We start from the raw sequence: 20436 nt of genomic DNA, 5'->3' as shown, positions 1-20436 counted from the left end.
AAATCTATAATTATCAGTAGTATATTGAAAGATCAAATATCTTAAAATTGTTAAATATTTCATTAAATTTTAGATGTTAGACAATTTCAAGGAAATACCGATTAAAGATTTATTATTTTAGTAGAATATCTAATTATGATCCTAATTTAAACCAACCATATTATGAATTCAAAGATTCACAACTGCTTAAGTTTTAAGTACGTTTTAATTAAAAAAACACTATTGTTAATATTTGTTGCATTGACTTTTAATTTTAGTCTAGCTCAAAACAAAGAAGACAATACAACCCCAAAACCCAATTACAGAGCTGCTGCAAAATTTTCTCCAACTAATTTAGGCAAGCTGGTACATTCGACTTCTGTGAGACCACATTGGTTAAAAAATGGAAATCGTTTTTGGTATCAATATAAAACTACTGATGGTTCTAAATATTATATCGTAGATGCAGATAATCGGAGTAAAAAAGAACTGTTTGATAATGAAAAAATGGCGCAATGGTTAACAGAAATGACCAAAGACCCTTATGATGCAAAACATTTACCCCGTTTCGATTTTAAGTTTGTAAAAAATGAAACTGCTATAAGATTCTACGTGACTTCTACCGAAAAAGTAGATGAAGAAAAAGAGGATGATGAAGAAACGGAAGAAACCGAAACTGATTCTACAGAAACTAAGAAAAAGAAAAAAGGTAAACCAAAGAAAGTGAATAAGGTTTATCATTTTGAATATCGATTAGGTAGTAACTCGCTTACACTTTTAGACAATAAAAAGAAAGGAAAAGAGGAATGGAAAAAGTGGGCAAATATTGCTCCAGATAGTTCTATAGTTCTATTCTCTAAGCACTACAACTTATATTGGATGGACAAGGAAAATTTTCTTAAAGCCGTTAAAAATGAAAAAGATACCACTATAGTAGAAAATCAATGGACTAAAGATGGTGAACTCTATTATTCTTATGGTGGAGGAAGCGGAAGAGGAGAAACCAATGAATCTATGAAAAAAGATAAAGACAAACGCAAACGTGTTTTTGGTGTTTGGTCTCATGATTCTAAAAAATTCGTATTTCAAAGAACAGATTCGAGACATATTGGAGAACTTTGGGTAATAAATACAACGGCAAGTAAGAGGCCTACTTTAGAAACATATAAGTATCATATGCCAGGTGAGGATGAATATTATAAAACAGAACTTCATGTTTTTGATATGCCGTCAAAGAGTAGAATTCAGGTTCAATTAGATACAGTAAAACAACAAAGTGTACAAGTATACCGTGAACGATTAAAAAAATCGAGCTACGATGATGATTTTAGACCTTCATTACTACTATCTAAAAAAGGCAAAATCTATTACAGTACTATAAGTAGAGATCGAAAAAAAATGGATATCTGTGTGGCTGATATTAATACAGGTGAAACCAAAGTTTTAATAGAAGAACGTTTTAATACTTACATAGAATCACGTCCTTTAGTACTTTTTAATAATGAAACTGAGATGTTACATTGGGCAGAACGCTCTGGTTGGGCTCATTATTATCTATATGATACAGAAGGTAACTTAAAAAATCAAATTACTAAAGGTGCTTACCATGTTGAAAATGCAATTGGTGTTAATGAAAAAACGAGAACGTTATATTTTTCAGCACATGGCATTCCAAAAGATCAAGACCCATATTATGAGCACGTTTATAAAATCAATTTAAATGGTTCAGGACTTAAGGCACTAAATCCCGGAAATTATAATTCCTATGGTGACATGGCAGATTCAAATGCTTTTTTTGTGAGTAATTATTCAAGGGTTGATACAGCACCAAAATCTGAATTAAGAAATAGTTCTGGAAATGTTGTAATGCAATTGGAAGAAGCTGATTTATCGCAACTAATGGCAACAGGTTATAAATTCCCAGAACCATTTAAGATGAAAGCGGATGACGGCATAACAGACATCTATGGTGTAATCTATAGACCATTTGAAATGGATTCTACTAAAAAATATCCATTGTTAGAATATGTATATCCTGGCCCACAAACGGAAGCAGTAAATAAATCATTTTCCGTACGAATGGATCGTTTAGATCGAATGGCTCAAGTTGGTTTTATAGTTGTTACCATGGGTAATCGTGGCGGACATCCAGACCGATCTAAATGGTATCATAATTATGGATATGGCAACCTTAGAGATTATGGTTTAGCCGATAAAAGACATGTTGCGGAACAGTTAGCAGATAAATACGATTATATAGATATTGATAAAGTTGGAATTTACGGCCATTCTGGTGGAGGCTTTATGTCAACAGCTGCAATGTTGGTGTATCCAGATTTCTTTAAAGCAGCGGTTTCTTCGGCAGGAAATCATGACAACAATATTTACAATAGCTGGTGGAGCGAAACGCATCATGGAGTACAAGAAGAAATTGATGATGATGGAAATGTAAAGTATAAGTATATGATTGACAATAACCAATCTTTAGCTAAAAACTTAAAAGGTAAATTAATGCTTATTACAGGAGATGTAGATAATAATGTACATCCTGGTGGAACTATTAGAATGGCGAACGAATTAATAAAAGCGAACAAGCGTTTCGATTTTATGATTATGCCAGGTCAGCGTCATGGCTTTGGCAGTATGAGAGAATACTCTTTTTGGCTCAGAGCAGATCATTTTAGCAAACACCTTTTAGGTGTAGAAGCAAGTAGTGTAGATATTACTGAAATGAATAGAGATAAGCCAAAAACGAAGTCTTAATTCAAAATTAGATGCACAAAAAAACCACGCTCATAACGTGGTTTTCATCTTTATTTTTACCATTATTTATATACCAAAGGCAGTTTTCACTTTATCTACATAATCTAACTTTTCCCATGTAAATAATTCAACATCAACTGATATAGGTTCCCCATTTAGTTGCTTAAATTTTTTGGTAACAACTTCATTTTCTCTACCCATATGCCCATAAGCAGCAGTTTCACTATACATTGGTTGACGTAATTTTAGACGTTCTTCGATAGCGGCTGGTCGCATATCAAAAAGAGTTTCTACTTTTTTTGCAATCTCACCATCTGTTAAATTAAATGGGCACGTACCATAGGTCTCAACAAATATACCCATAGGTTCTACAACACCAATTGCATATGACACTTGTACTAATACTTCCTCACACAATCCTGCTGCTACTAAATTTTTAGCAATATGCCTTGTAGCGTAAGCTGCACTTCGGTCTACTTTACTGGGATCTTTACCAGAAAACGCTCCACCACCATGTGCACCTTTTCCTCCATAGGTATCAACAATGATTTTTCTTCCTGTTAAACCTGTATCACCATGTGGTCCACCGATTACAAATTTCCCAGTTGGATTAATATGATATGTAATAGCATCATTAAATAAATCTTGAATAGACTTAGGTAACTTAGTAACTACTCTAGGAATTAAAATTTCGATAATATCTTTTCTGATTTTTTCCAGCATAGCATCATCAGTATCAAACTCATCATGTTGCGTAGAAACAACAATGGCATCTATACGCTGTGGTACGTTATCATCACTATATTCAATAGTAACCTGACTTTTAGAGTCTGGGCGTATATATGTGATGTCTTTATTTTCGCGACGTAATTCCGCTAATTCCACTAAAATTCTATGTGATAGATCCAATGCCAACGGCATAAAATTATCTGTTTCATTGGTTGCGTAACCAAACATCATTCCTTGGTCACCAGCACCTTGTTCTTCTTTGGTAGCTCTGTCAACCCCACGATTAATTTCTTCAGATTGCTCATGGATTGCAGAAAAAACTCCACAAGAATTACCATCAAACATATATTCGCTTTTCGTGTAGCCAATTTTGTTTATAGTATCTCTGGCAATCTTCTGTACATCGAGATAAGTGGTAGATTTTACCTCACCAGCAAGAACAACTTGTCCCGTAGTTACTAAAGTTTCACAAGCCACTTTAGACTCAGGGTCAAAAGCTAAAAAATTATCAATTAGAGCATCACTAATCTGATCTGCTACTTTGTCTGGATGACCTTCAGAAACACTCTCTGAAGTAAATAAATATGACATATTTCCTATTTTAGGTATAGTTAGTATGAGAAAATTTGAGATTGCTTGGTCGCTAGAGAAGTCCTTAACTTACTGCTTTAGCATTTTTTATCCCGAATTTATTTCAGGATCTGTTCTTTTGAACAGGTGCTGAAACGAGTTCAGCACAAGAGGTTGCAATCAGACAAATTTTTCCTCTTAAATCTGTGCAAAAGTACAGATTATAATTAAATCGCGAAGACATATTTGATAAGAAAGTTATAAAATTATATTCAAGGGGTACTTTAGTTTTTTGAAGGTCGAGAAAAATCCTTAGATTTTATACTATGAGAGGAAAATAAAATAGGAGAAAAGGTGTTAACTTTAAAAATGAGTACTGGCCAAAATTCTAAAAATAGATTTTTTAGGTTTGTATAATCTTAAGGTGTTATTTTTGTAAAAAAAATATTATGAAACTATTAAACATTGGTTTTACGCTTTTAGCTTTTATTTGTCTATTTAGCTGCAGTTCTAATGATTCTGACGAAGAAGTACTAATAGAAAATTTAGATGTATCTGCAGTTACAGAATTTTCAGCAGACGAAGAAACGCAATTAGTTGTTGTAACATCTAATTTGAACTGGACTGTAAGTGAAGCTGTCGGATGGATTACAATTACGCCATCAAACGGAACTAACAATGGTTCCATAAATATTTCTGTAGAGGCAAATCCAACTTTTAATAGTCGTACAGGGCTAGTAACAGTTTCGGGTGGTAATATTTCTCGAGGTATTACAATTACGCAAGCAGCAGCAGAAAACTCAGGAGAGTTAGATCCAAATAAGGCACCTTCAGAAAATTTTGATTTATCTACATGGAAATTAAATACACCTGATAATAATGGAAATGGCTTTTCTGAAACTATATCTGTTGCAGAAATCAATGCAGGTTATGAAAACAGTAACTATTTTTATACAGCAGATGATGGTGGAATGGTTTTTAAATGTCCAGTGGCCGGTTTTACAACGTCTGCAAATACAAGTTATACACGAGTAGAGTTACGTGAAATGTTAAGAGGTACGAATACAAGTATTAGCACACAAGGTGTTAATGAAAATAACTGGGTTTTTGGAACTGCTCCAGCTTCAGACATAAATGCTGCTGGAGGTTATGATGGAGAAATGAATGCTACTCTTGCAGTAAATCATGTTACTACAACTGGAAGTAATAGTCATGTAGGGAGACTTATTATTGGGCAAATACATGCGAACAGTGATGAACCAATTCGAATATATTACAGAAAATTACCTAATAACACATTGGGTTCTATTTATTTTGCGCATGAACCTACCGATGGAAATGGGAGTGAACAATGGTATGAAATGATTGGTTCTAGAAGTAATAGCGCTTCCAACCCTTCGGATGGAATAGCACTTGACGAAAAGTTTAGTTATACGATTAAAGTTGTTGGAGATATTTTAACGGTTACGATTATTAGAGAAGGAAAAGATGATGTTTTTAGTACTGTTGATATGGTAAATAGTGGCTTTAATGTTGGTGGTCAATACATGTATTTTAAGGCTGGTGTATATCACGTTAATAACTCAGGAAATGATGATGATTATGCACAGGCAACTTTTTACGCTTTAGAAAAAATGCATACTACAAATTAGTATATAGTTATTAAAACACTTATAATAGGGTAATGCTGTCAAAAAAAACCAAATATGGAATAAAGGCCTTAGTCTACTTAGCTAGACAAGAAGATCGTAAACCTATACAGATTTCTTCAATTTCTAAAGCTGAAAATATTTCACAAAAATTTTTGGAAAGCATATTGTTGACTTTAAGGAAAAATGGAATTTTAGGTTCTAAAAAAGGTAAAGGTGGAGGTTACTATTTACTTAAGAACCCTAAGGATATTCCAATGACAACTGTAATGAGACTTCTAGAAGGACCAATAGCTATGGTACCATGTGTGAGCCTCAACTTCTATGAAAAATGTGATGATTGCCCTGATGAAAATCTTTGTGCAGTTCATAATTTAATGCTTCAAGTTCGCGATAATACCTTAAAGATTTTTAGAAATACGACCTTAGCTGATTTATCACATTAGCAAATTCATAATTTAACTCTGTTATATTTTCGAAATAATTACTTTGTTTTCTAAAAATAAGTTCTATGTTTGCATTATCCTATTAAATCGATAGGACAAAAGGATTGAAAAATAATAGCACAGAATATGGGAAACGTCATACAGACAGATTTAAACTTAGAGAATGTCGATCAAAAGTCTACTGAAACCCAAGAAAATATTAAAAGGAGTATTGTTAAAACCATTAGTTGGAGAGCCGTTGGGACGTTAACAACCGTCACAATTTCATATATACTTACTGGGACAATGGCCTTAGCCTTTTCAATTGGTGGTATAGAATTAGTGTCCAAGATGGTGCTTTATTTCTTTCACGAACGTACATGGAATAATATAAAATGGGGAAAATGATACCTATAGATATAGACATTTGGAATAAAAAATTAAGAGATAAAGCTCCTAATGAAATTGCAGAATGGGCATTAAAATTGTCTGACAATTACATCGTAACTACAAGTTTTGGAATTTACTCTTCCGTCTTATTAAGTACTATGTCAAAGCTCGACAATGATATTAGAGTGGTTTGGTGCGACACATTATATAATCAGCCAAGTACTTACGAGCATGCTTCAGCATTAATAAAAAAGTATAATCTCAATATTCTTAAATATCAATCTTTATATACTAAAGAAGAAATTGATACAACCATTGGATTGCCGAGTTTAGAGGATGATAATCATGCTGTGTTTTCAGAAGCAGTGAAGCTTGAGCCTTTTAGACGCGCATTAACAGAGCAAAATCCTGATGTTTGGTTCACTAACATTAGAGTACGACAAACTGAGTACAGAGATAAGAAAGATATTTTAAGTTTTAGTAAAGACGGTATTCTTAAGGTGAGTCCTTTTTACTATTGGAGTGATACGGATTTAGACACTTATATAGAAGAGAATCAATTAGCAAAGAACGGGTATTACTTCGATCCTATAAAGGCTCTGCTGAATAGAGAATGTGGTATACATCTTGAGTAACAGTTAAAAATAGGTGATAAATTCTCAGATAAGGCATTTCATTTTAATTAGCCTACTAAATCTATAGGAATAATATAATAATAATGCAAAGTTTTAGAACAGAGTTAGAAAATAACATCGTTGAAAAGGACATTATTGAGTTAGTCAATAAAATTGAACTTTTTCATAATGGGAAAATAGACGAAGAAAAATTTAGAAGTCTTCGTTTAGCAAGAGGTGTATATGGCCAGCGTCAGGAAGGTGTACAAATGATTCGAATCAAATTACCTTATGGTAAAGTGTTAAGTCATCAGTTGCGTCGAATAGCTGAGGTTTCTGATGAATATTCAAGAAGTCGATTACATATTACGACGCGTCAAGACATCCAGATTCATTATGTGGATTTAAATCGTACACCAGAGCTTTGGGCAGAATTAGAACGCGATAATGTAACACTGAGAGAAGCTTGTGGAAATACCGTGAGAAATGTCACTGCAAGCGAAACAGCTGGTATTGATGTTAACGAACCTTTTGATGTGTCTCCTTATGCAGATGCATTATTCAATTTTTTTTTAAGGAATCCTATTTGCCAAGAAATGGGTAGAAAGTTTAAAGTCTCTTTTTCTGCAACAGATGAAGATACTGGCTTGTCGTATATGCACGATTTAGGTTTTATAGCCAAAATTGAAAATGGAGTAAAAGGATTTAAGGTCATGTTAGGTGGTGGCTTAGGTTCACAACCAAGACATGCAGATTTGTTTTATGAGTTTTTGCCATCAGATAAAATTATTCCTTTAATGGAAGGAGTTTTAAGAGTATTTGACCGTTATGGTGAGCGTAAAAGCAGAGCTAAAGCAAGATTGAAGTTTTTGTTAAAAGATATAGGTTTAGATGCTTTTAAAGTGTTGGTAGAGGAAGAACAAAATGCAATAGAGTTTAAAACTGTAGCAATTGATGAAGCTAATTACATAGCTTCAAAACCAGTTTCTGTATCTGAACCAAAAGTAGAGATTCAAAATAGCGAGGTATATAACTTATGGAAATCGACGAATGTAATTCCTCAAAAACAAGATGGTTATTTTGCTATTGGGATTAAAGTTTTACTAGGTGATTTCTATACAGATAAAGCTAGATTGTTAGCAGATTTAGTTGAGAAATATGCAGCTGGAGAAATTAGACTGAGTTTGCGTCAAAATATTTTAATTCCTTTTGTTAAGGAGGAATCGCTTCCCTTTTTCTATTCAGAACTAGAAAAGTTAGGTTTTGTTGAAGCTGGTTATAATAAGGCGGTAGATATTACAGCATGTCCTGGCACAGATACTTGTAATTTAGGAATTTCGAGCAGTACAGGAATTGCTGAAGAATTAGAACGTGTTATTAAAGCTGAGTATCCTCAATATTTAGAGAATACTGATTTAGTGATTAAAATTAGTGGTTGTATGAATGCTTGTGGACAGCATAATATGGCAAATATTGGTTTTCAAGGCATGTCAATTCGTACTAAGGATAAGTTGGTAGCACCTGCGTTACAAGTGCTTTTAGGTGGTGGTAACTTAGGAAATGGAAATGCGTATTTCGCGGATAAAGTAGTTAAAATTCCGAGTCGAAGAGGACCTGAGGCTTTACGCAGAATCTTAAATGATTTTGAAACTAATTCAAATGGAAAACTATTTGTTGATTATTATAAAGAAAAAAGCGAAAAGTATTTCTATCAACTTCTTACAGATTTATCAAGTATAGACAATCTTACCCAAGAAGATTTTATTGATTGGGGAACAGAAGAGCAATACGTAAAAGCTATCGGAATAGGCGAATGTGCAGGAGTTGTTATTGATTTAATTGCAACACTTTTCTTGGAAAGTGATGAGAAGATTAGTGAAGCGAAAGAAGCATACAATAATAAAGTGTATTCAAGTGCAATTTACGAATCGTATCGCTCTATGGTGAATTCTGCAAAAGCCATTTTACTTTCAGAAAATATCAAAACGAATACACAAGCAGGTATTATAAAACAATTCGATGAAGGTTTTGTAGATACCAAGAGAATAGATTTAGGAGCCTCATTTTCAGATATTATATATCAAATTAAAGTGTTTCCTCCTTCAGAAGACTTTGCAAAAAATTATATAAACGCAGCTACTAAATTTTTAGAAAGTGTAAGAGCTTTTAGAGAAGAACAAGTTGCAGTTAAAAGCTAAGAATTATGACACCAAGATTAACAGTAGTAGGAGCTGGACCAGGAGATGCAGGTTTAATTACTCTAAAAGCAATAAAAGCTATAAAATCTGCAGATGTTATTTTGTTTGATGCCCTCGTAAACGAAGAATTATTACAGTACGCATCTCCAAAAGCAGAAAAAATATTTGTGGGTAAACGAAAAGGGTGTTATGCATATCAGCAAGATCAAATTAACGACTTAATTGTAGAACGTGCATTAAGATGTGGTCATGTTGTAAGATTAAAAGGAGGTGATCCATTTATATTTGGACGTGGTGCGGAAGAGTTGGAATATGCAAAAGATTATGCCATTGAAGTTGCGGTTGTACCAGGAATTTCTTCAGTAGCAGCTGTACCAGCCTATCAAGGTATTCCATTAACTAAACGTAATGCTTCTGAAAGTTTTTGGGTGATTACAGGAACAACAAAATCTCATAAAATATCATCTGACGTTGCTCTTGCAGCAAAATCAACGGCAACTGTTGTGATTTTAATGGGTATGAGTAAGCTGTCCGAAATTGTTCAGATTTTCTCTAAAGAAGGAAAATCTAAAACTGCAGTGGCTATAATTCAAAATGGAACTCGAATAGATCAAAATGTAGGCATCGGAACCATTTCAAATATTGAATCTATTGTCAAAGAAAAGCAACTATCTAATCCTGCTATAATAATTATTGGTGAGGTTGTTAACCAGCGTGTAGATCTTACAGATATCTATTCTAAAGCAAATTTGGCTTTGATAAATTCTAGACAACAAAACGCATAATTATGGAAAGAAATAATCTATACCCAATCTTTCTAAAAGCAAAAAATCTCAATGTTTTAATCGTTGGAGGTGGTAATGTTGCAGAAGAGAAATTGACGTTTTTATTAAAGTCGAGTCCAGATGCAAACGTAACTATGGTATCACCAATGTTTAGAGATAAAACGATTGAAATTGCCAATACAGGTAATGTAAAACGCATTGAAGACGTTTACAACAATGGCTATTTAAAAGATAATCATATTGTCATTGCGACTACTGATCGGCCAGAAGTTAATGTTAAAGTATACGAGGATTGCAGAGCACAAAGCAAATTAGTGAATGTAGCTGATAATCCACCATATTGCGATTTTTATATGGGAGGTATTGTGACAAAAGGTAATGTGAAAGTAGCAATTTCTACAAACGGAAAATCACCAACCACAGCAAAACGATTACGTCAATTCTTTGAAGATGTGATTCCAGAAAACGTTGATGATTTGGTAAAGAATCTCAATATATATAGAAAAACAATAAAAGGGGACTTTGAGCAGAAAGTCGAAAAATTAAATGAATTTACTAAAGGCTTAGTAGAAAAAATATAGACAAATGATTAAAACAGATATCCTCATCATAGGAGCAGGACCAACAGGTTTATTCACTGTTTTTGAGGCAGGATTATTAAAATTAAAGTGCCACTTAATTGACGCGCTGCCACAAGCTGGAGGTCAGTGTTCCGAATTGTATCCAAAAAAACCAATTTATGATATTCCTGGTTTTCCAGAAATATTAGCAGGAGATTTAACCTCTAATTTATTAGAACAAGGGAAACAGTTTCAGCCAGGATTTACCTTGGGTGAACGTGCAGAAACTATTGAAAAGCAAGAAGATGGAAGTTTTATTGTGACTACAAACAAAGGAACTCAGCATCACGCACCAATTATTGCTATTGCAGGTGGTTTAGGAAGCTTTGAGCCAAGGAAACCAAAATTAGAAAATATCGAAAAGTACGAAGATAAAGGTGTCAATTATTTTATAAAAGATCCAGAAGTCTATCGCGATAAAAAAGTAGTGATTGCTGGTGGTGGAGATTCCGCCCTAGACTGGAGTATTTTTCTTGCAGATGTGGCTTCAGAAGTAACTTTGGTACATAGACGAAATGAGTTTAGAGGTGCTTTAGATTCTGTAGAACAAGTGCAAGAATTAAAGCTGCTCAATAAAATCAATTTAATTACACCAGCTGAAATTACGGCTTTACATGGCGAGCATAAAATAGAAGGTGTTTCTGTTACTAAAGGTGGAGAAACTCAAGTTTTAGAAGCAGATGCATTTATTCCACTTTTTGGTTTATCTCCAAAATTGGGTCCGATAGGAGATTGGGGACTTGAAATTGAAAAGAATGCTATTAAAGTTGATACATTAGACTATCAAACTAATATTCCAGGTATTTATGCCATAGGTGATGTTAATACTTATGAAGGAAAGTTAAAGTTAATCCTTTGTGGTTTTCACGAAGCGACTTTAATGTGTCAATCCGCTTACAAGCGATTAAATCCTGGCAAGAAGTTTGTTCTAAAATATACTACAGTAAGCGGAATAAACGGTTTTGATGGTACTCGAAAAGAATCACCAAAAGCTGTTGTGAAAGCAATTGTTTAAGTAGGCAGTTTTCAGTCACAGTAAGCAGTCACTTTTGTACTGAGTATTCAATATTTAGTAAAACGAAGCACAATAATATATGCAAGATGTTACCATACATATAACAGACAGAGAAGGAATGAAACACACCGTTTTAGCACCAACCGATATGGCAATGAATTTAATGGAAGTTGTACGTTCTTATGAGTTAGCACCAGAAGGTACAATAGGAGTCTGTGGAGGTATGGCAATGTGTGCGTCTTGTCAGTGTTATGTGAATTCAGAACATGAGCTAAATGCAATGGACTATGAAGAAGATGCGATGTTAGCAGAAGCATTTAATGTGAAAACCAATAGCAGACTAAGTTGTCAAATTCCAATTTCTGAAGCTTTAAATCAATTAGAAGTAGAATTGGCTCCAGAGGTATGATTATCCTACAAAATTACTGTTAGCCAGTAATCATTTGTATATGATTTACTGGCTTTTTTGTTTACTGTTCTAAATGGTAGAATATATTATTTTTGTGAGGTAATTTATCACTGTAAGTATCGACAGAGTTATCAATACTATTAATTCCGAATTGGAAACATATGGATTTATCATTACATATACCTCAAAGGTTTAAAGAGCAAGTAGAAGATTTAGCAAAAGATTTGTTTTACTGCGCCATAGACCAACCAAAAAATCAAGATCAACAATTAAATATTATTGAACCTTTATTATTTAAAGTGTCCGAAGGTTTAGAATGTGGTGTTTGTAATTCTAAATGGGATGCTTTTAAAGAGCAATTAAAAACATTAAAACCTATATTACGATTAGATGCTGAGGCAGCTTATGATAATGATCCAGCAGCCAAAAGCTTAAGAGAAGTTTATTTAGCTTATCCTGGTTTTTATGCGATAACAATGTATCGTATTAGTCGTATTTTGTGGCTTTTAGATATTCCTATTTTGCCAAGAATGATTAGCGAATATGCACACAGTGTTACAGGTACAGATATTCATCCAGGAGCAGACATAGGGAAATCATTTTTTATAGATCATGCCACTGGTGTTGTAATAGGAGAAACTTCAGTTATTGGAGATAACGTCATCATATATCAAGGTGTAACATTGGGCGGTATTAAAGTAGAAAAAGCATTAAAAAATGTAAAACGACACCCAACAATTAAGGATAATGTAACTATTTATGCTAATGCTACGGTTCTTGGTGGAGATGTAGTAATTGGTAAAAATAGCACCATAGGAGCCAATGTCTGGATTACACAATCTATTCCTGAGAATTCTTTAGTAACATATAAATCTGATATAAGAATTACTAATAAATAAAGCGATGAGCATATTAAAACAAATAGGAAATACACCTCTTGTTGAAGTTAATAACTTAGTGAAAAAACCTAATGTGAAACTTTTTTTAAAGTTGGAAGGAAATAATCCAGGTGGAAGTGTTAAAGACAGGCCAGCCTTTAATATGATATCTGAAGCGATAAAGCGAGGAGATATAAAGAAAGGTGATCGTTTAGTTGAGGCAACTAGTGGTAATACAGGTATTGCATTAGCTTATGTAGCGCAGTTGTTTGGTTTAAAGATGTCATTAGTAATGCCAGAAAACTCAACAGAAGAGCGTGTAAAAACTATGCGTGCGTATGGTGCTGAGGTGATATTAACATCTGCAGATCGTGGTATTGAAGGATCTCGCGATGTGGCGTTTAATATGCGAGATAAGGAAGGCTATACATTATTAAATCAGTTTGAAAATAATGATAATTGGAAAGCTCATTACAAAACAACTGGCCCAGAGATTTGGAGAGATACAAAAGGAGAAGTAACACATTTTGTATCAGCAATGGGTACAACAGGCACCATAATGGGAACTTCTACATTTCTAAAAGAACAAAATAAAAGTATACAGATTATTGGAGCACAGCCAGAAGATGGTTCTCGTATTCCTGGAATAAGAAAATGGTCACCTGATTATGTGCCAAGCATCTTTAATCGTTCTAAAGTAGATCAGGTTATAGAAGTGAGTCAGTTAGAAGCTACTAAAATGACCCAAAGATTAGCAAAAGAAGAAGGTGTTTTTGCTGGTATGAGTAGTGGTGGTTCTGTGGCTACTGCTTTAAAGTTAATAGAAACAATTGAGCAAGGTGTTGTCGTTGCTATTATTTGTGATAGAGGTGATCGGTATTTGTCATCTCCTTTATTTGATGCTTTGTGATTTTTTGTCTCTTCTAATTATATTTATTCTGTTATTTTTGTCAGTAACCATTTATAAATGAAGTACTGGCTTACGCGTTTAATTATCTTAACCGGACTGTTATCTTTTTCACAAGAAGATAAGTCCTCCAATACTTATTTTGATCTCAATTATTTTGGTGGAAATATAGCACTTCATAACAATGATATTCTTCATTTAATAACAGGGCATCCTGAAGGTTTTATTTTTAGTTTTAATAAAAAAACATTCGGTAATGAAGCATGGGAACAACGTTTTGGTTATCCTGACTATGGTGCTTCTTTCATTTATCAAGATTTAAAAAATGAAAAACTTGGTGCTAGTTCTGGGCTTTATGCCCATTATAATTTCTATTTTTTTAAGCGAAACCTTATGTTTAGAATAGGTCAAGGTTTAGCATATACAACCAATCCATATGACAAAATAGAGAACCCTAAGAATGTAGCTTTTGGATCTCATATTTTGAGTTCTACTTATGTAATGCTGAACTATAAAAAAGAACACGTTTTTGATCACTTTGGTTTTCAGACAGGTTTATCTTTAATTCATTATTCTAATGCCAATGTCAGGGCGCCTAATACAAGTGTCAATACCATAGCATTGAATATTGGTTTAACCTATAATATAGATGATGAAGACCAAGAATACATTGAAAACTTTAATGATGAAAAATTTACAGAACCTATAAAATATAACCTAGCTTTTAGAACAGGTATTAACGAAAGTGACGTTATAGGAAGTGGTCAATTTCCGTTTTATATTTTATCTGCTTATGCAGATAAACGATTGAGTCAAACAAGTGCAATTCAGTTTGGAACAGATGTATTTTTTTCAAACTTTTTAAAAGAATTAATTTACTATAGATCAGTTTCATTTCCTGAAGAAGATGTCAGTGGTGATGAAGATTACAAGCGTGTTGGGTTATTTTTGGGCCATGAGTTATTTATTAATAAGATGTCCATAGAAACGCAGTTAGGTTATTATATCTATTATCCTTTTGATTTTGAAGGGAGAACTTATTTGAGAATAGGATTAAAACGGTATTTTGGGAACACATTTTTTGGTGCTATGACCTTAAAATCACATGGAGCTAAAGCCGAAGCTGTTGAATTTGGTATTGGAGTAAGACTATGAGAAAAATGGTTTACATACTCGTAATATTTTTATTTGCATGTAATAGCGAAGACGCTAACGATTGTTTTCAAACCTCGGGTAAAATTATTAAACAAGAAATAGATGTTTCTAGTTTCGAACGTATTTTTGTGAATAGAGATATAGAGTTAATAATTAAAGATGCACCTACTTATAAAGTCACCATTGAAACTGGAGAAAATTTAATTAATGATGTTACCGCTGAAATATCAGACAATCAACTAATCTTAACGGATAATAACACCTGCAATTATGTAAGAGATTATGGGATTACCAAAGTTTTTGTAGAAGCTCCAAATCTTACAGAAATTAGAACGTCGTCGCAATATGATGTCTCATCAGAGGGAACTATAAATTACACATCTCTAAATTTGTATTCCGAAGATTTTAATGTGGTGAATGCGTTTACAGTTGGTGATTTTAGACTCTCAATTAATTCCGAAAATTTAAGGATATCATCTAATAATTTATCGTTCTTTTATATAGATGGAACTGTAGAAAATTTATTTATCGGTTTTTATGCTGGTGCAGGCCGTTTTGAAGGTGAAAATTTAATTACACAAGACGTTACTGTATATCATCGAGGAAGTAATGATATGATTGTAAATCCACAATTATCATTATCTGGAGAACTTAGAGGAACAGGGAATTTAATTTCAGTTAATCAGCCACCACTTGTGGAAGTAGAACAGATTTACACAGGTCAACTAGTCTTTGATTAGATTAAAAGCTTGTTTTGCAATTTCTAGTTCTTCGTTAGTCGGTATTACTAATATTTTTACCTCAGAATCATCAGTGTTAATAGCTCTAATTGTTTTTAGACGTTTATTATTTTTCTCTGTATCTAATTTTATGCCCAGAAAGTCTAAATCTTTACAAACAGACTCTCTAATATAGTTAGAGTTTTCACCGATACCTGCTGTAAAAACAATAGCATCTAAACCGTTTAAAATAGCAGCATAACTACCTATATATTTTTTAATGCGATAGGTATTCATGGTAAGTGCTAATTGGCATGCTTTATCTCCTGCATTCGCTTTAGCTTGTATATCTCTTAAATCGCTATGACCAGTGAGACCAAGCATTCCGCTTTTCTTTTGCAATAAGATATTTATTTCTTTTAAGCTTAATTTAAATTTTTCGGCGAGATGAAAAATTATAGTTGGATCAATATCACCCGAGCGCGTCCCCATTATTAATCCTGTAATTGGTGAAAACCCTAAAGAATGGTCTATACTTTTGCCGTTTTTTATAGCGGACATACTACAACCATTGCCTAAGTGAATCGTAATTATTTTAGACTCTTTTTTGTCTAAAAATTCAATAGCTTTTTCACTTACATATTTATGACTTGTACCATGAAAGCCATACAGACGTATATCATGTTCATCCGAGTATTTGTTTGGTATGGCATATTTATAGGCATGTTCTGGTATAGATTGATGAAAAGCTGTATCAAAAACAGCGACTTGTTTTGCATTTTTAAAAATAGCTTCTGAAACTTTAATACCTTCTAAATTAGCAGGATTATGTAATGGAGCTAAAGATGATAATGCTTTTATTCTTGCTTTTACATCCGAAGTTATTTCTGTTGTATCACTAAAGTAATTTCCACCGTGTACTACTCTGTGACCAACAATATCGATTTCTTCAGCAGATTTTATGATTCCTGTTTTTTTATCTAATAATTGTTTTGCTAATAATTGTAATCCTGCGTTATGATTAACAATAGAAGTAATCACTTCAATTGAATTATCTTTCGTCTCAAATATAAATTTCGCATCATCAGTTCCTAGGCGCTCAATTAAACCAGAACATAAAACAGTTTCATCAGGCATTAGGAATAATTGAAATTTTAAAGAAGAACTTCCAGAGTTAAGGACTAATATTTTTTGCATGGTCTAAAATTCTTGGGCTTGTATGGCAGTTATAATTACAGTGCTATAAATGTCGTCTGTTGTGCAGCCTCTACTTAAATCATTTACAGGTTTGTTTAATCCTTGCAGCATCGGGCCAATTGCTAAAGCACCAGTTTCTCTCTGTACAGCTTTGTAAGTGTTATTTCCTGTATTTAAGTCAGGGAAGATTAGAACACTAGCTTGTCCTGCAACTTTAGAGTTTGGTAATTTACTTTTTCCGATGCGCATATCCACAGCCGCATCGTATTGAATAGGGCCTTCTATTTTAATATGTGGAGCTTTTTTCTTTACAATTTCGGTTGCTTCTCTTACTCTATCGACATCCTCACCTTTTCCTGAGGCACCTGATGAATAGGATAACATTGCTACTTTTGGATCTATACCAAAATCTTGAGCTGTTTTAGCAGAGGATATTGCAATTTCAGCTAATTCTTCTGCATTTGGATTTGGATTAATAGCACAATCTCCAAAAATTGAGATTCGGTCATCCAAACACATAAAAAACACAGAGGATACAATTTTAACTCCTGGTTTTGTTTTTATAAATTGAAGCGCAGGACGTAATGTATGAGCTGTTGTATGTATAGCTCCAGATACCATTCCGTCAGCATGACCTTTATAAATCATCATTGTGGCAAAGTAAGAGACATCAGACATCATATCTTTTGCCATATCTAAATTTACATTTTTATGCTTTCGTAATTCATAGAATGTGTTTACATAATCATCAAAATGCTCAGATTTTTGAGGCGATACAATGCTAATCTTTGAGGTGTCTAATGGAATATCAAACTTATTAATCCGCTCTAATATTTTGTCTTCATCTCCTATTAAAGTTAAATCTACCACATGGGCATCAATTAACCTCGCAGAGGCTCTTAGGATGCGTTCGTCGTAACCTTCTGGAAGTACAATATGTTTCTTGTCTTTTAAGGCTTTTTGCAATAAATTATATTGAAACATTCTCGGTGTAAATCCTTCTGACTCGAAGGTAATTAGATCATTAGATAGTTTGTCGGTATCTACAAATTTTTCGAATGACGCTATAGAAGTTTCTATTTTTTCAGTGTTTTCGGCATAAATTTTAGATTTAATTTTACCTATGGCATTAGCAACACCAAAAGTTCCTTCTTTGACACTAATTATTGGTGATATACTAGAAAGTCCTTCAATAAGTTTTAAGATCGGCTTTTCTGGTATCAATCCACCTGTTAGTATTATTCCAGAGATTTTCGGATAGTTTTTTGAGATATTGGCTTGTAGTGCACCCAATATAATATCTGCTCGGTCACCTGGCGTTATCACTAAGGTGTTTTCCTTTAGATGTGTTAAATAATTTCGTAATTGCATGGCACCAACACCAAAGTGCTCAGATTCATTGTTAATCATGTCTTCACCAAAAAGAATAGTTCCATTTAGGGCTTTAGAAATTTCCTTAATGGTTGGTGACGATAAACTTTTTATGGTTGGTATAACAGCTATGTTTGTATTTTCCTGAATCCGACCTATTAAAAGTGCTTTTAATGTTTTTAAGTCATCTGGATTATTTTTATTGACAATTATGGAAAGTACTTTAACTTCTTCATTAAAGGTATTGTATGCTAACTGGGTATTGTCTACAATAATATCTAGTGGTTTTTTATAACCGTTTGCTACAATAATTACAGGAAGTCCAAGGTTTTTTGAAATAAGGATATTGATATCTAATTCTAAATTGGTGTTTTCATTAGAAAAGTCTGTGCCTTCAACAAGTATAAAATCAAAACGATCTTCTAAATATTTATACTTCTTTATGATTTCATCTATTACTTTTCCAGACTTGCCTTGGTTGTATAGGTCTAATACCTCACTTCTAGTAAAAGCGAATGTTTTTTTGTAATTGATATCTAATTCAAAATGAGATAGAACAGTATTGATATGGTTATCTAATTCCCCATTTTTAGTATCTTCTATTATTGGTCTGAAATAACCTACTTTTGCCGTTTTACCTAAAAGCATGCGCATAAGCCCTAAAACCACAACAGACTTACCACTGTTTGGTTCCATGGTAGCGACATAAATTCCTTTGCTCATTGTACCTGTAATTTGTTGTAAAGATATACTATTGGTTATTGTAAAACAGGATATCCTTAGTCATTTGATTTAACAAAAATATGGTGTAAATTTAATATAGGCATGCTTTTCTAAAGGTGATATTTGTCATGGTTTAAACGAAATAATAAAATTGGTTAACCAATCCTTAAATACTATTTGCTTGTTAAGTCTCTGAACAAGCTCTCTAAGCTTGTATTTTTCTGATTTAATTGAAGAATTTTTAATTCATTGTCGTGCGCAAAATCAAATACATGAGATCTCATATCCTCTTTTGTTGAGAACTTAATTTCATAAATGAAATCGTGTGTGTTCTTTACTGAAGTAACTTTTGGTAATTTTAATAAAAAAGCGTCTTCAACTCTGTAATCAAACTCAACAACAACAACCTGTTCTTGGCCTTCTCTAAGATCTTTTAGATATTTGTCAGCAACAATTTTACCTTTATTAATTATAATCACGCGATCGCACATGGCCTCCACTTCTTGCATAATATGAGTAGAAAGAAAAACCGTTTTTTCCTTACCAATGTTTTTAATAAGATTTCTTATGTCTACCAATTGGTTTGGATCGAGACCTGTTGTAGGTTCATCTAAAATCAATACTTCAGGATTGTGCAATAGTGCATTTGCTAAACCAACACGTTGTCTGTAGCCTTTAGATAGTTGACTAATTTTTTTGTGTGCTTCTGGTGTTAAGCCAGTTAATTCAATGACCTCTTCTATTCTAGATTTTGAAGTACTATAGACATTCGCATTAAAATTTAAATATTCCTTTACGTACAAATCTGTATAAAGGGGATTGTGTTCTGGTAAGTATCCAACGCTACTTTGTACACTTTTTTTGTTAGAAGAGACGTCAAAACCATTAACGTTTGCAGAACCTTCAGAAGCTTCAATGTATGTAGTAAGTATTTTCATCATAGTCGATTTTCCGGCACCATTTGGGCCAAGAAATCCAACAATTTCTGCATCATTTACTTTAAAAGAAACATCATTAAGCGCCTTTTGATCTTTATACAGTTTTGTAATGTTTTGAACTTCAATAGACATAAGGAAATAAATTTATTCAAAAATACTAGTTTGCCTAAAAACATTAGACAAATTTTTAATCAATCTCTATAATAATCAGAATTTTCTATCATAATTATTGCTAATTCTTTAAAACTTTATAGATATCAATAAAAAAAGCGATGTTCACATTTTGATTTGTAAAAATTATAATTACTTTAGCCACATATTAATAACAATGAACATATCTAGAACATATTATAACTGGTTTTATTTCTTTTTTAGCTAAAGGAACGAGACTAAGTATGTTTT

18 protein-coding genes are annotated in these 20436 nt (G+C 33.1%); 14 read left to right on the top strand and 4 right to left on the bottom strand.

Going from position 1 to position 20436, the window contains the following annotated elements:
- The first annotated feature begins 162 nt into the window (after positions 1-162).
- Positions 163-2742, top strand: a complete 2580-nt coding sequence (locus SJY34_RS08805) for a DPP IV N-terminal domain-containing protein (RefSeq protein ID WP_400074824.1) — start codon at positions 163-165, stop codon at positions 2740-2742.
- A 66-nt stretch (positions 2743-2808) separates the two neighbouring features.
- Here the strand turns inward: SJY34_RS08805 and metK are convergent, their stop codons facing one another.
- Positions 2809-4062, bottom strand: coding sequence for a methionine adenosyltransferase (metK, locus tag SJY34_RS08800; protein WP_400074822.1), 1254 nt, complete (start codon positions 4060-4062; stop codon positions 2809-2811).
- A gap of 428 nt (positions 4063-4490) precedes the next feature.
- Between metK and SJY34_RS08795 the strand changes: the two genes are divergently transcribed.
- The 13 genes from SJY34_RS08795 (at position 4491) to SJY34_RS08735 (ending at position 15826) form a co-directional block, all read left to right on the top strand.
- The gene (locus tag SJY34_RS08795) at positions 4491-5693 is read left to right on the top strand and encodes a polysaccharide lyase family 7 protein (RefSeq protein ID WP_400074820.1); all 1203 of its coding nucleotides are present in this window, start codon (positions 4491-4493) and stop codon (positions 5691-5693) included.
- A 32-nt stretch (positions 5694-5725) separates the two neighbouring features.
- Positions 5726-6136 carry an RrF2 family transcriptional regulator gene (locus SJY34_RS08790; protein ID WP_400074818.1) on the top strand — a complete coding sequence of 137 codons (411 nt, stop codon included), beginning with the start codon at positions 5726-5728 and terminating at the stop codon, positions 6134-6136.
- A 126-nt stretch (positions 6137-6262) separates the two neighbouring features.
- Positions 6263-6523, top strand: a complete 261-nt coding sequence (locus tag SJY34_RS08785) for a DUF2061 domain-containing protein (RefSeq protein WP_400074816.1) — start codon at positions 6263-6265, stop codon at positions 6521-6523.
- Positions 6520-7140 (top strand): phosphoadenosine phosphosulfate reductase family protein, encoded by a 621-nt coding sequence (locus SJY34_RS08780; RefSeq protein WP_400074814.1) that lies wholly within the window; start codon positions 6520-6522, stop codon positions 7138-7140. Before SJY34_RS08785 ends, SJY34_RS08780 begins: the two co-directional genes overlap by 4 nt.
- 83 nt (positions 7141-7223) lie before the next feature.
- Complete coding sequence (locus SJY34_RS08775; protein ID WP_400074812.1) at positions 7224-9317, top strand: HEPN domain-containing protein; 2094 nt, start codon at positions 7224-7226, stop codon at positions 9315-9317.
- A 5-nt stretch (positions 9318-9322) separates the two neighbouring features.
- Positions 9323-10102, top strand: coding sequence for a uroporphyrinogen-III C-methyltransferase (gene cobA, locus SJY34_RS08770; RefSeq protein WP_400074810.1), 780 nt, complete (start codon positions 9323-9325; stop codon positions 10100-10102).
- A 2-nt stretch (positions 10103-10104) separates the two neighbouring features.
- Positions 10105-10683 carry a bifunctional precorrin-2 dehydrogenase/sirohydrochlorin ferrochelatase gene (locus tag SJY34_RS08765; RefSeq protein ID WP_400074808.1) on the top strand — a complete coding sequence of 193 codons (579 nt, stop codon included), beginning with the start codon at positions 10105-10107 and terminating at the stop codon, positions 10681-10683.
- Positions 10684-10687: 4 nt separating this feature from the next.
- Positions 10688-11737, top strand: coding sequence for an NAD(P)/FAD-dependent oxidoreductase (locus SJY34_RS08760; RefSeq protein WP_400074806.1), 1050 nt, complete (start codon positions 10688-10690; stop codon positions 11735-11737).
- A 79-nt stretch (positions 11738-11816) separates the two neighbouring features.
- Complete coding sequence (locus SJY34_RS08755) at positions 11817-12146, top strand: 2Fe-2S iron-sulfur cluster-binding protein (RefSeq protein ID WP_400074804.1); 330 nt, start codon at positions 11817-11819, stop codon at positions 12144-12146.
- Between the two features lie 161 nt (positions 12147-12307).
- On the top strand, positions 12308-13045 hold the full coding sequence (gene epsC / locus SJY34_RS08750; RefSeq protein WP_400074802.1) for a serine O-acetyltransferase EpsC: 738 nt from the start codon (positions 12308-12310) through the stop codon (positions 13043-13045).
- A 4-nt stretch (positions 13046-13049) separates the two neighbouring features.
- Complete coding sequence (gene cysM, locus SJY34_RS08745) at positions 13050-13934, top strand: cysteine synthase CysM (RefSeq protein WP_400074800.1); 885 nt, start codon at positions 13050-13052, stop codon at positions 13932-13934.
- Between the two features lie 57 nt (positions 13935-13991).
- Positions 13992-15086: an acyloxyacyl hydrolase gene (locus SJY34_RS08740; protein ID WP_400074798.1), complete on the top strand. Its 1095-nt coding sequence runs from the start codon at positions 13992-13994 to the stop codon at positions 15084-15086.
- A 5-nt stretch (positions 15087-15091) separates the two neighbouring features.
- Positions 15092-15826 carry a head GIN domain-containing protein gene (locus SJY34_RS08735; RefSeq protein ID WP_400074797.1) on the top strand — a complete coding sequence of 245 codons (735 nt, stop codon included), beginning with the start codon at positions 15092-15094 and terminating at the stop codon, positions 15824-15826.
- Here SJY34_RS08735 and SJY34_RS08730 read toward each other — a convergent pair.
- The 3 genes from SJY34_RS08730 to gldA form a co-directional block, all read right to left on the bottom strand.
- A complete protein-coding gene (locus SJY34_RS08730; RefSeq protein WP_400074795.1) occupies positions 15812-17002 on the bottom strand; it encodes an acetate/propionate family kinase in 1191 nt (396 codons plus the stop codon). The genes SJY34_RS08735 and SJY34_RS08730 overlap by 15 nt on opposite strands.
- A gap of 3 nt (positions 17003-17005) precedes the next feature.
- On the bottom strand, positions 17006-19096 hold the full coding sequence (gene pta, locus SJY34_RS08725) for a phosphate acetyltransferase (protein WP_400074793.1): 2091 nt from the start codon (positions 19094-19096) through the stop codon (positions 17006-17008).
- 173 nt (positions 19097-19269) lie between these two features.
- Positions 19270-20166 carry a gliding motility-associated ABC transporter ATP-binding subunit GldA gene (gene gldA, locus SJY34_RS08720; RefSeq protein ID WP_400074791.1) on the bottom strand — a complete coding sequence of 299 codons (897 nt, stop codon included), beginning with the start codon at positions 20164-20166 and terminating at the stop codon, positions 19270-19272.
- Positions 20167-20436: the final 270 nt, after the last annotated feature.

Origin of the sequence: Winogradskyella sp. R77965, from assembly GCF_044594915.1 — a bacterium.
GTDB lineage: Bacteria > Bacteroidota > Bacteroidia > Flavobacteriales > Flavobacteriaceae > Winogradskyella.
This window is presented reverse-complemented; position numbering and strand designations above follow the sequence as displayed.

Excerpts from the sequence above, each read along its gene's own strand:
- SJY34_RS08805 (WP_400074824.1), top strand. The coding sequence starts at position 163 with ATGAATTCAAAGATTCACAACTGCTTAAGTTTTAAGTACGTTTTAATT.
- metK (WP_400074822.1), bottom strand. The coding sequence starts at position 4,062 with ATGTCATATTTATTTACTTCAGAGAGTGTTTCTGAAGGTCATCCAGAC.
- SJY34_RS08795 (WP_400074820.1), top strand. The coding sequence starts at position 4,491 with ATGAAACTATTAAACATTGGTTTTACGCTTTTAGCTTTTATTTGTCTA.
- SJY34_RS08790 (WP_400074818.1), top strand. The coding sequence starts at position 5,726 with ATGCTGTCAAAAAAAACCAAATATGGAATAAAGGCCTTAGTCTACTTA.
- SJY34_RS08785 (WP_400074816.1), top strand. The coding sequence starts at position 6,263 with ATGGGAAACGTCATACAGACAGATTTAAACTTAGAGAATGTCGATCAA.
- SJY34_RS08780 (WP_400074814.1), top strand. The coding sequence starts at position 6,520 with ATGATACCTATAGATATAGACATTTGGAATAAAAAATTAAGAGATAAA.
- SJY34_RS08775 (WP_400074812.1), top strand. The coding sequence starts at position 7,224 with ATGCAAAGTTTTAGAACAGAGTTAGAAAATAACATCGTTGAAAAGGAC.
- cobA (WP_400074810.1), top strand. The coding sequence starts at position 9,323 with ATGACACCAAGATTAACAGTAGTAGGAGCTGGACCAGGAGATGCAGGT.
- SJY34_RS08765 (WP_400074808.1), top strand. The coding sequence starts at position 10,105 with ATGGAAAGAAATAATCTATACCCAATCTTTCTAAAAGCAAAAAATCTC.
- SJY34_RS08760 (WP_400074806.1), top strand. The coding sequence starts at position 10,688 with ATGATTAAAACAGATATCCTCATCATAGGAGCAGGACCAACAGGTTTA.
- SJY34_RS08755 (WP_400074804.1), top strand. The coding sequence starts at position 11,817 with ATGCAAGATGTTACCATACATATAACAGACAGAGAAGGAATGAAACAC.
- epsC (WP_400074802.1), top strand. The coding sequence starts at position 12,308 with ATGGATTTATCATTACATATACCTCAAAGGTTTAAAGAGCAAGTAGAA.
- cysM (WP_400074800.1), top strand. The coding sequence starts at position 13,050 with ATGAGCATATTAAAACAAATAGGAAATACACCTCTTGTTGAAGTTAAT.
- SJY34_RS08740 (WP_400074798.1), top strand. The coding sequence starts at position 13,992 with ATGAAGTACTGGCTTACGCGTTTAATTATCTTAACCGGACTGTTATCT.
- SJY34_RS08735 (WP_400074797.1), top strand. The coding sequence starts at position 15,092 with ATGGTTTACATACTCGTAATATTTTTATTTGCATGTAATAGCGAAGAC.
- SJY34_RS08730 (WP_400074795.1), bottom strand. The coding sequence starts at position 17,002 with ATGCAAAAAATATTAGTCCTTAACTCTGGAAGTTCTTCTTTAAAATTT.
- pta (WP_400074793.1), bottom strand. The coding sequence starts at position 19,096 with ATGAGCAAAGGAATTTATGTCGCTACCATGGAACCAAACAGTGGTAAG.
- gldA (WP_400074791.1), bottom strand. The coding sequence starts at position 20,166 with ATGTCTATTGAAGTTCAAAACATTACAAAACTGTATAAAGATCAAAAG.